The following is a 16,297-nucleotide window of genomic DNA, read 5'->3' on the forward strand; positions in this document are numbered from 1 at the left end:
TCGATCAAATTGCTTTCCATTTTTTTCATAATAAAAACGGTCCTTTCTGCTAAGACCGTTAATTTTTGTTAGCTCCCTCTCAAATTAGAAAATTATTACCAAAAGCAATCATTTATGGTGAGGCATGAAACTTCACAGATTTACCAGATGGTGATAGTCCAGTGAAACCCGAAACAGGATTGAATACTTACATCAGTAGCGGAAAATTAACTGGTTTAGGTTATTTCAATGATGTTATACGTGAATATGTAAAAGGAGATACTGGACATAATCAAGCGTTTCAACAAGGATATTTACAAGGTGAACTTAAAAATACTTCATTTGTAAGAGCGGCAATTATTGCTGGAATAAAAAACTTTATTCAAGATAGAACAAAAGAAGGAGAATTATACTCAGATATTGTTGCTTCAGAAAATGACATTTTTGCAATTGAACCATGAGAAGCAATACAATATTTGTCAATCCATGATGGCCATACGTTGTGAGATAAAATTAACCTTTCTGTATTTAGAAAACATGGACAAACCGATGAAGATTTTTTAAGATTTAAATTGTCAATCATGAAGCAAGCTTATGCAATTCTTTTTACTAGTCAAGGGAGAATTGTATTACATGGTGGAGATGAGTTCGGAAGAACTAAGCCATTAACTTACGGAGATAATAATCCAGATAGAAGTGCTGCAGGGGAACACACAATTTTGTTTAAGGATGTTAATCCAGTTGAAAGCAAATATTCAGAAAATACATACAATGCAAGTGATGATTCGAATAAGATTAGATGAAATCGTTTGGATTCTTCTTTTGAAAATGGAATATTTAAAGATATGAGCGATTATGTTGCAGGATTGATAAATTTAAGAAAAAAAATATATGCATTAAGAATGGAAAGCGCAACTGAAATAAATGATAATTTAAGATTCTTAAATGAAATAGATTCAAAACCAATCATAAATTTTTCTGGGTACAATGACCCTAATTTAGATTCGTTAACAATTAAATTTATTAATGCCCCTACAGCTGCATATAATAAAACTTTTTATATTGCGGGAGAAAATAATGATTCATTTTCAAACGAAATGTTAACTAAAACTGTTTCAATTGATAAAAATGGCAATGGTACTTTAATTTTTGATAGAAATGAATTGGATAAAATTTATAAAAAGAGGGGAGAATGAGGTAGACCAGATGCATTTAACTTTAAGCTTGTGCAAAATATAGGATCATGAGATTCGATTGATGGCTCTTATTTAGGGGATGGAAATACCACGATACCCATTGATTCATTATTAAAAGATAAAAGTGCAATTGTTGATTTAAGCAAACCAAATTATGTTGCTTCGAATCCAGATAATGCTCCAATTACTGGATTGATACAATTGAAAATTGCTTATCCGGATATTAATTCAGAATTCAGTGATGTATTTATTGCAATGAATCCATCTAATGATGAACAAAATTTAGCTATTAAATTCGATAAAAGTTGAGAAGTTCTTGTAGATGAACAAAATGCTGGGACAACAAAACTTGATAAATATAATGTTGAAGATCCAAATTTCAAAATTAGAGCTAATCAATTTTTATTAGTGGCTAAAAGAAAGTAATTTTCCACATTTTCCACATTTTAAATTAATTTTAGTAATAAGTAAAAGTGCAACATATAATTATAAACATCACGCTCGTGATTTGTAAATTTTATGTTTGCAAAGTGAAAAGGATAAAAATATATGAAGATTTCCAAAAAAATATTAGGACTTAGTGCTGGATTTTCAGCAATGCTAGGTGCTACACTTATTGCAGTTTCATGTGGACAAACTCCACAAACTCCAACCAACGACAATCCAGGTAATGGTTCAAACACTACCACTTATCTAACTGATGCCGAATTATTAAAGCAAGCTCAAGATACTTTAACAGACTGGAGTGGAGAATTATCAATTACTTATGAAGCTAATTGAAAACCTGTCATGGATGCTCTTATTAAATCACTGCCAGCTGAATTAAGAAGTAGAGTAAAATTAACCGAAATAAAAAATGATAGCTCGACAACTTATATTGACACTGTTGAACAAAACGGTAGTGAAGCATCTGATTTATTTCCGGTTCAATTAGATAGAGTACAAACTTTAATAACAAAAAATTTAATTGCCGCAATTCCTCAACGATATTTAGGTAATTATAAAAAAACTCAAGATATTGTTAAATTTAATAATAATTATTATGGATATCCATTAAATGTTGAATCAGTAATACAGTTCTACAATAAAACTATACAACCTACTGCAATTACAGATTCAACTGATATGTTAAAAAATCCTGTTGCAAAGAAATTTGTTGTACAAGCTGGTAATATGTGACATGGATCAGTATTTGTAAACGGATTGTTTTCTACAATTCAAGGATCTCCTGAAAATTCAAATAAAGAGTGAGTTACATATTCAGATGATGGTAAAGTTGCAACAGCTCCATTTTTACAAAATAATACAGTTAAAGAAAGACTAAAAGTTATTTACAATTATTATCAAGAATTAAGAAAAAGTGGTGACGAAAATTGAATAGGTATCGCAAATAATGGTAATAGATTCAAACGAGTAGTCGAAGGACTTGCTACAGGTAATATTGGTGTAACTTACGATGGAATGTGAATTCTTGGAGATCTAATTGGTTATTTAATACTAAAAGATAAAGATAACCCAGCTAAAGTAGTTGAAAATATAAATAATATTTCTGTTGCTGCGTTGCCTAACTTTGGAACTGAAAAAACTAGACACTTTGTTGGTGGTTGAGCTTATGCTTTAAATAGAGCATCTCTAACAGGAATAACAGACCAAAAAGCTAGAACTGGAAAAACTAATTTTGCTAATTATATTGCTTCAAGATTAACATCAAAAGAATTATCTGGTCAATGAATTACAAACGCCGGTAAATATTCTGCAGCTGATGATGCGCAAATCAAAGTTAATATTAACTCATTAAGTATTAATGATTTTTCAACTACAGACGAAAATGACAAAATAGACTTAAGTAGATATATTGCACAAGAAGGATTTACAAGCGCTATTGATAATTTATATTCATCTGTTACAAAAGCTTTAGTTGAGCAAAGTTCCTTAAACGTAGCGCAACCAAAATGACCTGGAAGCGGGTATTGAGAAGCTTGAGATGGTTTAGGTTTTTCTGACAAACAATATACAACTTTCGATGCATTTTTTGATGCATTTACTGCAAACATTAACTTGGAACTAGCAAAAGTCAAGTAGTTTTTAATGTTATATAACAAAAATAGTAGTTATAAAATTGCCATTGCAAAATGACAATTTTTAACTTTAATGTTATTGATTGTCATAATACTATTCATTTATTCTTTAGGTTCAATATTATCGTTGGTTGATTCAAATGCAATAAGTGAATATTCAATTTCTCAAGGTTTAAGTGGAATGGCAGCTTTGAATCAATTTAGACTGGTAATAATATTGAGATTAGTTGTAACAAGCATTGTTTATATTGGGTTTGGCTTAATCACTTACTATTCTTACAAAAAAATTAATTTCGGATTCATTTATGTATTATTTTGAAGTTTCATACAAGTTGCTTCGATCGTATCTGTTTGAGCAATTAACATATCTATGCTTTGAGTTAGTATATTAGTTTCTATCACAAGTGTAGCTATTTTGTGTCTGCTTTTTTATATGTTTATTATGCTAAATCAAAAAAAATTCTTTGTCAACAATCAAAGAAGATGGGTTTAATAAACTGTTATAAAAAATAATTTTGATTAATAATATTTGAAACAAAATTAATAATTATTTTTATTTAAATATGAAAATAAATTTTATAAATAAATAAAAATAAAATATCGCATATTGAAATTGTTTTACCTACCTTAACGATCATAAAACAATAATTAAAATATATAACTGGAGATAAAATGATTAATGTCAAGTTAAATTATAATAACGACCCAGAAGTTTTGAAAAAAATAGGACAAACAAATAAAAAAGCTATATTAAGACAACTTCGAACTAAATATAAACTACTAAAAATCTCGTTTCAAAGAAAATTATTAGAACAAAAATTTACTATTTTTAAAAATTCAAAATCACTTAAGTTAGAGCTAGATGATCTTTCGAAAAAATATAGAAAAGAAAAAAATTTACTATTGTTAGAAAGTCAAAAAATTCTCGAATCTCAAAAATCAGATCATCTTACTTTAAATGGTAAAAACTTGAAATTGGAATTATTTAATGCAAAGTTAAACTTAGCGTATTATAAATCTATTAAAAATTTAAAATTAGTTAATGAAACTCAAAATGCTATTTCGCTGTTAAATTTAAAATTAAAAGAGTTGAGTAATTCATACAAAAATTCAAATTCAATAAAATTGATAAATCAAGAAACGGATAAAAAAATTCATGAACTTAAAAATTCATATTTTGAGAGTGGACGAAAAAGAGATACATTAAAATCTAAATATAAAAATCAATATTTAAAAGATAAAGATAATTATAAAACACTAAAAACTGAGAGCAAATTATTTAGGAAAAATTTAGCAAAAGAATATAAGAGCAATAAACAAATAAGCATAAAAAATTCTAAATCTGCTTTCAAATATTTAAGAAGCGAAAATATTGATCTTAATTCATATGGAGAAGCTGTTAATAAATATAAAGAATCAAATTTATATTATTCCGAGCACCACAAATATTTGTATAAAGTTGAAGAAAAATTTACTCCATCTTTTGAAAATAAGAAATATATAAGTTTAATTATAAAAGAACAATTAAAATTAAAAAAAATTGTTTCAATAAATAATTATGAAGCAGTTAGTGAATATATATATATTGTTAACAAAATAGAAGCATACGAAAAAATCATTAAGACTATTGAATATCATAGCAATCAAATAAACGATTTGAAATCTCAGATTGAAAAATTGGCAAAATCTGATGAATATAAAAAATCCCTAAGCATTAAACTCAGAAATATAAATGATCATTTTTCCAAACTAATAAATGATTTAAAAAATAGAGCTCACACTTTAACAAAAGAAGCATATAAAAATAAATTATCTGAACTAAAATTCAAAAGAAAAATAGAAATAAAGGATGCAAAATTAAGTGATCCATATTTATCTAAAAAATCTGAATTAAGATTTAGACAAATTAAATGCAAAGAAGAAGTGTCAAAAATTCTTACAGTAATGTATTCAACTGTAGATGATGAAAGAAAGAAAATTCCTACCAAAGCATTTAAATATCAAAGATTCATTTCTGCAATTCTTTCCTTTATTTTTCCTGGAGTAGGTCAGATTTTAAATAAAGAATATTTTAAAGCAGTTTTTTTTATTGTTGGAGCGATATTTATTTATGCATTGGCATTACCCTTACTATTTGGAGTGTATCATTCACAAGATGGAGAAGGGATATTTGGGTTATTTAATCTAAGCCCAATCAGATTTGAAGATGAATTTTTTGGTGTTGTTTATGCTGATGCTAGATATAGGTTAATTGAGGCAATTATTTCTTTAATTGTATTTAGTTTTGCCTTAGTTATTTGAATATCTGCAATTCACGATGGATACAGAACTGGTTTTTATAGAGAATTCGGTTATAGGCCCAAAAACGTTCGTGATATGAAAAAATTTCTTTCAGGAACCGGATTGCCTTTATTGATATCACTTCCAGCTTTAGTGGCTATTTCTTTCATTGTTGTATTACCTTTAGTAACAACGTTTTTAATTGGATTTACAAATTATAGTAGTCAAAATCAACCTCCTGGTAATCAGTTATCATGAATAGGTTTTGAAAATTTCATTGAAGTTTTCAACGGAAATTACTCACGAAGTTTTGGATATGTATCGCTATGAACTGTTATTTGAACGTTTTCTGTTACAGTTATCACAATTATAATAGGAACATTAATTGCATTAGTAGTTGATAATCCTAGAATTCAGGGAAAAAAAATATGATCAATGATCTTTATTTTACCTTGAGCGGTACCAGCATTTGCAACTATTCTATTTTTTTCCGCTGCATTTTTAGGAGATGGAGCTGGTGGTTCAACTTTATATAAACAATTCTTTAGTAGTTCCCTTGACATTACTTCTAATACAAACATAATGAGATTAGTACTAGTTGCAATCCAAGTTTGATTAGGCTCTTCTTATGTTTTTATGCTTGTGTCCGGTATTAAAAAAGGTATTCCTGATGATCTATATGAAGCTTCAGCTATTGACGGTTCAAATGCAACTAAAACTTTTATGAAAATAACGGCTCCACTTATCATGCAACAAGTTGCACCCTTATTGGTAGGACAATTTATATTTAATTTTAACAATTTTGGAATTATTTACTTATTTAGTAGTGGTGGACCAAATGGACCTGCAGGTCTACCGGGAAATCCCGGTTCAACAGATATTATGATTAGTTTAATTTTTAAATTAACAACTAACTCTTCTAACCAAATAGGTTTAGCAAGTGCATTTACAATGGTAATGTCTGTATTTATTGTTAGTGCTAGTTTAATTTTATTTTTACGTTCAAAAGCATTTAGAAAGGAAGGGGTTTAATGAATATAAATACACAGGTCTTGAAAAATAGATTTAAAAGCACATTAAAGTCAATGAATCCTATTTCAAATTATTATGCTAAAGCCGAAAAAATTGAACTTAAACAAGAAATAATAAACGAGTTAAATAGAGCATTACGAGAGGCAAGAAAAAATAAAATTATTTCCGCAAATGATTTTACAAAAATAGTTTTTCATATCGAAAGAGTTGATGTAAGAAATAATGTAAGTATCTTAGCGCAGTCTTTAATCAAATCAAAGAGTTTGGAATCAATACAGGTGATTGCATTAATAAAACTAATGTCTTTGTATGTTTCTTATGATTCAAAAAATTATAGCCAAGTTAAAAAAATACTTAATGTTAATCTAGCAATAGCAAAACTAATTAAATTTTACTCAAAGAAATATGTAAAATCATTTGCAAATGATATTGATAAATTAACAAATTCTGAATTTAATCAAAAAAGTGTTATTCAACAAGAATTAAGAATTGACGTTGATTTAATAAGACGCAACTATTGAAATAAGGCAATTGTTGCTGCACAAATAATTGAAAAAAATACGTCGCATTTTATAGAATTCCCACAAACTATTTTTATAAATTTGGTGAAATTTCAAATTTTATTTCATGAACAAAACTTGTTTTTAAAAAACAAATCAAATTTCTCATTACAAAAATACATAACATATGATGCAATAAGCCTGCAAGCATCAGAAAAATACAATATCGTAAAAGAACAATTATCAAAGTATTCTAATATCAATGTTGATTCATTCACTAGTCACATTAATGAAACAAGCAAATTTATTAGATTAAGCGATTTACCTCCGATGAATGGTTATCAGTTAGTTGGACTTCTTGTTTCATATTTATTGCTTCTTTTATGGTCGGTAATTATATTACTACCTCTTGCACAAATGGTCATATTATCATTTGATGGAAGTGGAGGTTTATATATCGGAACTCAAAATGTAAGTGGGAATAGAGGATGATTCATTCATTATCAAGAACTAATTAATGATACTAATTTTAGATATTGACTAGGAAATTCTCTCATAGTCTCAGTTAGCACAATGGTACTGACTGTTTCATTCACTGTGTTATTAGCTTATGCATTTAGTCGTTTTAGGTTTCCTGGTAGAAGAAGCTCAATTTTAACTGTTATGTTATTACAAATGGTGCCTTCAATTGCTGCTTTAACTGCATTTTTGGTTCTGTATCAATTAACAAATCTAGACATGTTAGTATTTTTAATAATTATATATACGGGCGGAGCATTAACTGGTAATACATTTATCCTAAAAGGTTATCTAGATTCAATTCCAATAGATCTTGATGAAGCTGCAAAAATTGATGGTGCAAGCACAGCTAGAGTATTTTTAACCATATTAGTTCCGCTTTCAAAACCAATGATCGCTATTGTTGCTTTATGGAGTTTCATTGGTCCGTTCGGAGATGTAATTTTACCCGTTTTATTAGCACCAGCAACTGTAGAAGGAAATAAACAATTAACAATGGCTGCTGGTTTAAGAACGCTAATTGCAGGAACAAACCCACATCAATATACTTTCTTAGCAGGTGCCATAATTACTGGTGTGCCATTAACAATATTATTTGTTGTTGCACAAAAATTCTTAGTAAGCGGATTAACAAAAGGAGCGGTTAAATAATGAAAATTGAATTTAGAAATGTTGCCAAAAAATATGCAGGTAGAGAAAATTACACATTAAAAGATATTAATTTTACAATTCAAGATAAAGAATTTGTAGCCTTATTAGGTCCTTCAGGAAGTGGTAAAAGTACTTTATTAAGAATGCTTGCCGGATTAAATTCAATTACTAAAGGTGATTTATTATTTGACAATGTTCGTGTTAACGGACTTAATCCTAAAGATCGAGATATTGCTATGGTATTTCAATCATATGCGCTTTATCCTCATATGAATGTTTATAACAATATAGCTTACGGACTAAAAGTTAGAAATCAACCAAGAGATTTAATAAACCGCAGAGTAAATGATGTTGCTAAAATCTTAAAAATTGACCAATATCTTTCAAATAAGCCTAGTGATATAAGTGGTGGACAGCGTCAAAGGGTAGCACTAGGTAGAGCAATTGCACGTAAGCCTGCTTTATTTTTAATGGATGAACCATTATCGAATTTAGATGCTAAACTAAGAGAAGAAATGCGTAGTGAAATTGTTAAAATACACAAGCTTTTAGAAACTACAACTGTCTATGTTACTCACGATCAACTTGAAGCTATGACTATGAGTGATAGAATAGTTTTAATGGATGATTCTATCATTCAACAAATTGGACATCCTCGAGAACTATATGACAATCCTAATAATTTATTTGTAGCTAAATTTATTGGTAATCCAACCATGAATATAGTTAAAGTTAAATATGAAAACGGAATCGTTAAAGCAGATGAATGATTAAAAATGAAAGTTTCAGAAGCAGATAAACAAATTCTAATTCCATATGAAAACAAAGAAGTTTATATGGGAATTAGAAGTGAAAATGTAACAGTTAGAAAAGATAAAAATTTAAGCGCTAATTCAAAAGCAGAATTAGCTATATATGAAATTTTAGGAAAAGAAGAACAAGGACAGTTTGTTGCTAGTGATAAAACAACTTTTATAGCAACAATGGCACCTGGTCAGGATTTAATATTAAATCAAAAATATTTATTATCATTTGATAATACAAAGGTTTTCTTTTTTGATGTAGAAACTGAAAAAAGAATTCGAAAATAAGGATAATTCTATGGATATTAAACAATGAAAAGATAAAATAATTTATCAAATATTCCCACGTTCATTTAAAGATTCAAATGATGATGGTAACGGGGATATAAACGGGATTATTTCAAAACTAGATTATTTACAAGATTTAGGAGTTAATGTTATTTGATTAACTCCTATTTATAAAACTGAATTTGCAGATGCAGGTTACGATGTTTTTGATTATTTTAAAGTTTGAGAAAAATTCGGAACTATTAGCGATTTTAAAAAGTTATCAAAAGAATGTAAAAAACGAGATATTGAAATCATGATGGATTTAGTTTTAAATCATGTATCAACTAAACATGAATGATTTAAAAAAGCAATTGCAGATCCTAACAGTAAAGAATTTAATTACTTCATTTGATCAGATAAACCTGATTCAAGTGAAAGTATTTTTAACGGTTCTGCTTGAGAATATGTTGAATCAGTTAATAAATATTATTACCATTTATTTGCTCCAGAACAAGCAGATTTAAACTGAGCGAATCAAGATGTAGTTGATGCAATGGCAGAAGTTGTTAATTTTTGAAATAAACTGGGTGTAAATTCATATCGTTTTGATGCTATTCAACATGTTCATAAAGAAATAGTTAACGGAGAAAATATTCACTCTTTTGGTTCTAAAATGGTTAAATATCTGCAAGCTTTAAGAAAGAAAATCGAAAAAAACAATAACAATGTTTTCATTCTAGGTGAAGCAAGTGGAATTGACCCAAGTAAAAATATAAAATATGCAAATGGTAAAGAAAAAATTGCAGACAGTTTTTACAACTTTAGTTGATGATGAATTGGTTGAAATAAAAAAACTGGTAGAAATGGTTATGATCATGATTGAAAAGTAAGTGATTTTGCTAATCCAGGTGCAATTGAATATCAAAATAATGAAACAATAAAACCTTGACAATTAGTTAATTTTTTAACAAATCATGACACAAGTAGAGCAATTTCTAGATATGTAAAAGATGCAAAATTCTGAAATCAAGCTGCTAAATCACTTGCATTATTTACATTTGTTCAAAAAGGAATTCCTGCTTTTAATTACGGTGAAGAAATTGCTTTATCTAATGCTATTTTTAATGATAGAAGTGAATTTAGAGATGTTGATGTTGCTAACTCATTTAAAGTCTTTGTTGATCAAAATAAAATATATACTGAAAATGAAATGAGAGTTGCTCATATTATTAATTCTCGTGATAATAGTAGATTACCAATGGTTTGAGATAATGTAAGTGAATACCACGGTTTTAGTTCTGTTAAACCTTGAGTTAAATTTAGTCAAAACCATAATTCAACATCAGTAGAAAAACAGCTTAAGGATCCACAATCTGTTTTACATTTTTACAAGAAATTAATTCAATTAAGAAAAGATTCAATATATAAAAATATCTTAATTGATGGTAAATCTAATTTTTCAGTTGAAGATGGAATTTTTGTAATTACTCGGACATTGAAAAATAAATCTATTAAAGCATTCATCAACTTAGATAATGTTATAGTTAAGAAAAATTATGATCCAAATAAGGTTATATTGAGTTCATATAATGATTCAGAAGAAAATGTATTACGCGAGTATGAATCAATATTAATCGAGGTATAAATGAAACAAATAAAAGGCCTAATTTTTGATTTAGATGGCGTAATTACTGAAACGGCAAGTCTGCATTACAAAGCTTGAGCTAAGATTCTAAAAGATAAAGGTATTGAATATACTGAAGAAGAAAATGCTTCAATTAAAGGATTGCCTAGACCTGATACTTTAAAAGCGATTTTAAAAATGAAGAAAATTGAAAACAAATTTTCACAATTAGAATTTGAACAAATTTTAGAAGATAAAAATACTTATTATGTTCAAAGTCTAAAATCAAAATTAACAAAATCAGACATTTTGCCAGGAATTAAAAAGCTGCTTGATGATGCTAAAAAAAATAATTTAAAAATGGCTATTGTATCTAGTTCTAGAAATGCTCCTATGATTTTAGAATCACTAGATTTAATAAATTATTTTGATTATATTGCTGATCCTGTTGAAGTTAAAAACGGTAAACCGGCTCCTGATATATTTTTATTAGGTGTTAAAGGATTAAATCTTAAACCAAGTGAAGTAATTGGCTTTGAAGATGCAATTGAAGGAGCTAAAGGTCTTTTTGATGCAAATGTTTATACAGTTGTAATAACACACAATGTAGAAGCTAATTGAAGCGAATATGCTTCTCAAATTTATAAAAATACCAGTCAACTTGACTTAGAAACAATTATGAAAGCAGCTTTAAAAAGTTAATATGAATAAACCAGAATTAAAATATGATTTAGATAATTTATTAATTATCCAGAACAATTATTTACCTAATTATGCTAAAAAAACAGAATCAATATTTGCACAAGGAAATTCCTATTTAGGTTTAAGGGCTGTTGATCCTGAATATCATACGTTGCATAAAGAAGATTTCTTTTTAGCAGGATTTTATAATAAAGGTGATCAAAACGAAGAAACAGAATTAGCTAATATTGCTAACATGCTTCAAAATAATTTGTTTTTAAATGGAGAATTTTTTGAATTATCTAAAAATGATAAATATCAAAAGGTACTTGATTTAAAAACTGGTGAATTAATTAGAACTGTAGTTGCTAAATGTAATGATTCAACTATTAAAATTTTGTTACGAAGAAATGTATCACAAAGCAATAAGCATATTTTTGGTGAACAAATTAGTTTTGAATTAGTTTCAGGTCCAAGTGTAAAAATATTAATTCAGCCACATATTAATGGTTCGGTTACAAACAGTGGAATTATGCATTTTCAAGAAGGAACTAAAAAACTTTTTCAAGATAATATAATCCAATATGTAGCTCAAAGTACAGCTTCAAAACAATATGTTGTAAATACAATGAAATTATCGCTTTTTAAAGCAGGCATTGAACAAAAATACCGTGGAGATGATTTTGTTTTATTCATGAAACGTCGCCAAGTTGGTTTTTCAATTAAAATCGATTTAGAAATAAATAAGCCAATTATTTTAGAAAAAATCATGGCTGTAAATTCATCTCAAGATAAAATTTCTCAAAAAATGGATCTTAAAGAAACTATTGAAAAATCTAATATATTAGCTGAATTAATTTCTAATATAGACTATGAGCAAATTCATAATTCAAATATAATTTCATGATCTAAAATTTTCAAACAATGAGATGTTGAAATTATTGGAAAAAGTGACGATGCTAAATATGATGCCTTAGCTTTAAAATATTCAATCAATCATATGAATACATTCGTCCCAAAATATAGTGATCAATATTCAGTTGGTGCAAAAGGACTTTCTGGAGAAGGATATCAAGGTCATAATTATTGAGATACAGAATTATTTATTTTGCCAAATTTTATTTTTAACGATTATAAACAAGCTAAGCAAATGCTTATGTATCGTTATCATGGTTTAACTGGAGCAAGAAACAAAGCACAAGAAAAAAATCATATTGGCGCTCAATATCCTTGAGAAACTGCTTTACCACATGAAGGAGAAGTGACTCCATTTTGAGGTCAGCCAGATATAAGAACAGGTAAGCAAGTTCCTATTGCAAGTAGAGAACATGAAATTCATGTTTCAGCAGATGTTGCATATGCAGTTGAACAATATTACAAAGTTAGTTCTGATCAAGATTTTATGGATAATTATGGATATGAAATAATTATTGATACTGCAATTTGATGGACTCAAAGAGCTGAGTGAGATAGTCAAAAAAACCAATATGTAATAACTAATGTTATGGGTCCAAACGAGTATAAAGGTAACATAGACAACAATGCTTTTATCAATAGAATGGCTAAATTTAATCTAGATTTAGCTATAAAATATATTGAAAAATTGTCAAAAGATAATCCTGAATTATTAAAAACAATTAACAATAAAATTCCTTATAAATATGATCTTGAAAAAATCAAACATGTAAGCAATTTGTTAAAAATTCAAAAGCCAAATTCAGAAATGGTAATTGCTGAAAATGATCAATTCCTAGGATTAGAAAAAAAAGATATTAAAGATTTTCAATTGCTTGGTGATGCAGGAAAAAAATTATTTAATACCGAAGAAGGAATTTTAAAATTAAGTGGACAATTAGTAAAACAAGCTGATGTGATTTTATTGAATTATCTAATTTCTGAAGATGTCTCAAAAGAAGTAGCTAAAAAGAATTGAGATTTTTATGAAATTTCAACTACTCATGATTCATCACTTTCTCCTTCTACTTATGCTATATCAGCAATCGAATTACGTCATAGATTAGACTATGCATACGATTTATTTAAATATTCACTTAATATTGATTTAGGTACTAATTTTAATAGTAGTGATGCAGGAATACATGCTGGTTCATTAGCTGCTATTTATCAAATGATTGTATTTGGATATGGTGGATTAAAATTAATAAACGGTGAATTACACATTAATCCAATTTTGCCAAAACAATGAGAAGGATTAAATTACAAAGTCAAATTTCAAAATTCAATTTTACATATTAAAGTTTTAAAAGATATTTTTGAAGTTGAATCAAGCGAAAATATCAAATTAAATATAAACGGAACTAATGAAATAATTCAGAAAAATCAAACTAGAGAGTTTTCGATTAATAAAGGATAAAATGACTCGTAATAACATTTACATACCAAATAAAACAAGAGCATACTTGGATAGTTTTACAACTATCCGTTTTTTTGACTTAAAAAGTGAATTTAATTCTGACAAAATTTTTAAAATAGTTAATAGTTCAAAAAAAATAATTTCAAATTTGTCAATTAAAAATATTGAAATTAGTGATTTTAAAGAAATAACAAGTCAAACATTCTTCTTTAAAATTGAAAAGGAAATTGATTTTTTTAATCAAGACTATTACTTATTGGTTGATAGTGATAAATTATTTCCCATACATATTGGGATGATTACAAATACTAAGGAATTTGATGAAAGATATGATGCTAGAAACGAAGATTTAGGTGTTGTAACTACAAAAAAAACAACTACATTCAAAATTTGGAGCCCTGTATCGCATTGAGCAAAATTAAAAATTAAAAGTTTCAATGAAGCTAAGTATTCAAGCTATGATTTAGTTAAAAAAGAAAATGGTGTTTTTGAATTCACATTTAATGGAAAATTATACGAACACCAATACTATTATGAAGTTTATAATGATTTTGAAGTTAAAAGAGTTTCCGATCCATATGCTACTGCATCATATGGCTATCAAAATGATTCTGTTGTTGTAGACCATAATTGAATTGCAGAATCTTTTGAAATTTTCCCGCTGCGTCCTATATACAAAAATAACGTTGATTTAATTTTGTACGAATTGCATTTATCTGATTTTCTAGCTAGTAGAACAAAGCTGGAAGAAGATGAATCCTTATATCATACAATTTTTAATTATGAAATGGTATCTTATGATCAATATGAATTCCCAATAAATTATTTAGTTGAATTAGGGATTACTCATATTCAAGTATTACCAATATTTGACTTCGGTTCTGTTGATGAAAGTTCGTTTTTAGAGCAGTATAATTGGGGTTATGATCCTGTTCAATTTAACGTTTTAGAAGGTTCATATTTTAATGATTTAAGTCCAACTGATAAGATAATAACATTTAGAAAATTTATCAATGCATTACATGAATTAGGAATTGGTTTTATTATGGATGTTGTATATAATCACGTTTATAAACCTAGTGAATTTTCTTTTAATTCATTAGTGCCATATTATTTTAATAGATATAACAAAGATGGTTCAATGGTTAATGATTCTGGTGTAGGCAATGATGTTGATAGTGCAAAAAATATGGTTCGTAAGTTTATAGTTGATTCAGCAAAATACTGAGTTTCAAATTTCAAAATTGATGGTTTTAGATTTGATCTTTTAGGACTAATGGATTTAGAAACTGCATTATTAATTAAAAAAGAAATTAGTGCGATTAATCCAAATTTCATTTTTTATGGTGAAGGATGAGATATGGTAAAAGATAAAACAATGGAATATGCAACAATGTTTAATGCAAAAAAAATGGGTAATTTTGCATTTTTTAATGATAAATTCAGAAAGACAATTAAAGGTGAATTTAACGGTGATGATAGTTGAAATGATACATTTATGTTTTCAAATTTAAATAGTAATTTAACTGAATTGAAAGAAGTTATTTCAGGTAGTGTTGGAATATATGAAAAAGAATATTTAAGTGAAAATCCAAATCATGTAATTAATTATATTCAGGTACATGATGGTAAAACATTTTTTGATTGAATTGAATTCAAAAAACTCAATTTAAGTGAACAAGAAAACAAATTAATTGCTAAAACAGGAATGATATTAACAATCTTGTCACAAGGGATCCCATTAATTCATTCTGGTCAAGAACTTTATAATTCTAAAAGAGGTATGTCAAATACATATTCTGCTAGTCCGCACATTAATGCTTTCCGTTGAGATAATTTAGATGAAGATCATGAACCAGTAAAACTTTTAACTCACCTAATTAAATTAAGAACAGAATGATATTTATTTAGACTCAAAACAAAAAAAGAAATAAAAAATCATATCAGTATTGATATTACAAATAATATATTGACATATATTTTAGAAGATGAGAAAGTCAAATTTTCAATTTATTCTAATTTGAGTTCGAAAATTACAATGCCTGTATCTTTAAAATCAAATGAGGAAATAATTATTAATAATTTTTCTACAGAAAAATACAATGGTGAACTTATGCCTTTACAAACTATAGTTGTAGGCACTTACAAAGGAACCCATGAAATTTCAAGTGCAACACTTAAGTAAAAGGTTGCATTTTTTTAATGACAAAAAAGGGAAAAGGGCAAAATATAAATATGGGAGCTAACAAAAATTAACGGTCTTAGCAGAAAGGACCGTTTTTATTATGAAAAAAATGGAAAGCAATTTGA

The 16,297-nt window shown here is 27.5% G+C and carries 10 protein-coding genes; all 10 read left to right on the forward strand.

Annotated features, from left to right (window positions below):
- Positions 1-65 precede the first annotated feature (65 nt).
- The 10 genes from CG473_RS03945 to CG473_RS03990 all read left to right on the forward strand — a co-directional run bounded on the left by CG473_RS03945 (position 66) and on the right by CG473_RS03990 (position 16,172).
- Positions 66-1,601 carry an alpha-amylase family protein gene (locus CG473_RS03945; RefSeq protein WP_094255015.1) on the forward strand — a complete coding sequence of 512 codons (1,536 nt, stop codon included), beginning with the start codon at positions 66-68 and terminating at the stop codon, positions 1,599-1,601.
- A gap of 123 nt (positions 1,602-1,724) precedes the next feature.
- Entirely contained in the window at positions 1,725-3,257 is a 1,533-nt protein-coding gene (locus CG473_RS03950) for a hypothetical protein (protein WP_094255016.1), read from the forward strand.
- Positions 3,258-3,263: 6 nt separating this feature from the next.
- Positions 3,264-3,746: a hypothetical protein gene (locus CG473_RS03955; protein WP_094255017.1), complete on the forward strand. Its 483-nt coding sequence runs from the start codon at positions 3,264-3,266 to the stop codon at positions 3,744-3,746.
- A 179-nt stretch (positions 3,747-3,925) separates the two neighbouring features.
- The gene (locus CG473_RS03960) at positions 3,926-6,565 is read left to right on the forward strand and encodes an ABC transporter permease subunit (protein WP_094255018.1); all 2,640 of its coding nucleotides are present in this window, start codon (positions 3,926-3,928) and stop codon (positions 6,563-6,565) included.
- The gene (locus CG473_RS03965; protein ID WP_094255019.1) at positions 6,565-8,235 is read left to right on the forward strand and encodes a sugar ABC transporter permease; all 1,671 of its coding nucleotides are present in this window, start codon (positions 6,565-6,567) and stop codon (positions 8,233-8,235) included. The genes CG473_RS03960 and CG473_RS03965 overlap by 1 nt, the downstream gene beginning before the upstream one ends.
- Positions 8,235-9,326, forward strand: coding sequence for an ABC transporter ATP-binding protein (locus CG473_RS03970; RefSeq protein ID WP_094255020.1), 1,092 nt, complete (start codon positions 8,235-8,237; stop codon positions 9,324-9,326). Before CG473_RS03965 ends, CG473_RS03970 begins: the two co-directional genes overlap by 1 nt.
- A 10-nt stretch (positions 9,327-9,336) precedes the next feature.
- On the forward strand, positions 9,337-10,953 hold the full coding sequence (locus CG473_RS03975) for an alpha-amylase family glycosyl hydrolase (RefSeq protein WP_094255021.1): 1,617 nt from the start codon (positions 9,337-9,339) through the stop codon (positions 10,951-10,953).
- Positions 10,954-11,634 (forward strand): beta-phosphoglucomutase, encoded by a 681-nt coding sequence (pgmB, locus tag CG473_RS03980; protein WP_094255022.1) that lies wholly within the window; start codon positions 10,954-10,956, stop codon positions 11,632-11,634. It begins immediately after the preceding gene.
- Position 11,635: 1 nt separating this feature from the next.
- Positions 11,636-13,987, forward strand: a complete 2,352-nt coding sequence (locus CG473_RS03985; protein WP_094255023.1) for a glycosyl hydrolase family 65 domain-containing protein — start codon at positions 11,636-11,638, stop codon at positions 13,985-13,987.
- Between the two features lies 1 nt (position 13,988).
- Positions 13,989-16,172, forward strand: coding sequence for an alpha-amylase family glycosyl hydrolase (locus CG473_RS03990; RefSeq protein ID WP_094255024.1), 2,184 nt, complete (start codon positions 13,989-13,991; stop codon positions 16,170-16,172).
- Positions 16,173-16,297 lie beyond the last annotated feature (125 nt).

The sequence above is a fragment of the Mycoplasma testudineum genome, assembly GCF_002245785.1.
Lineage (GTDB): Bacteria > Bacillota_I > Bacilli_A > Mycoplasmatales > Metamycoplasmataceae > Mycoplasmopsis_B > Mycoplasmopsis_B testudinea.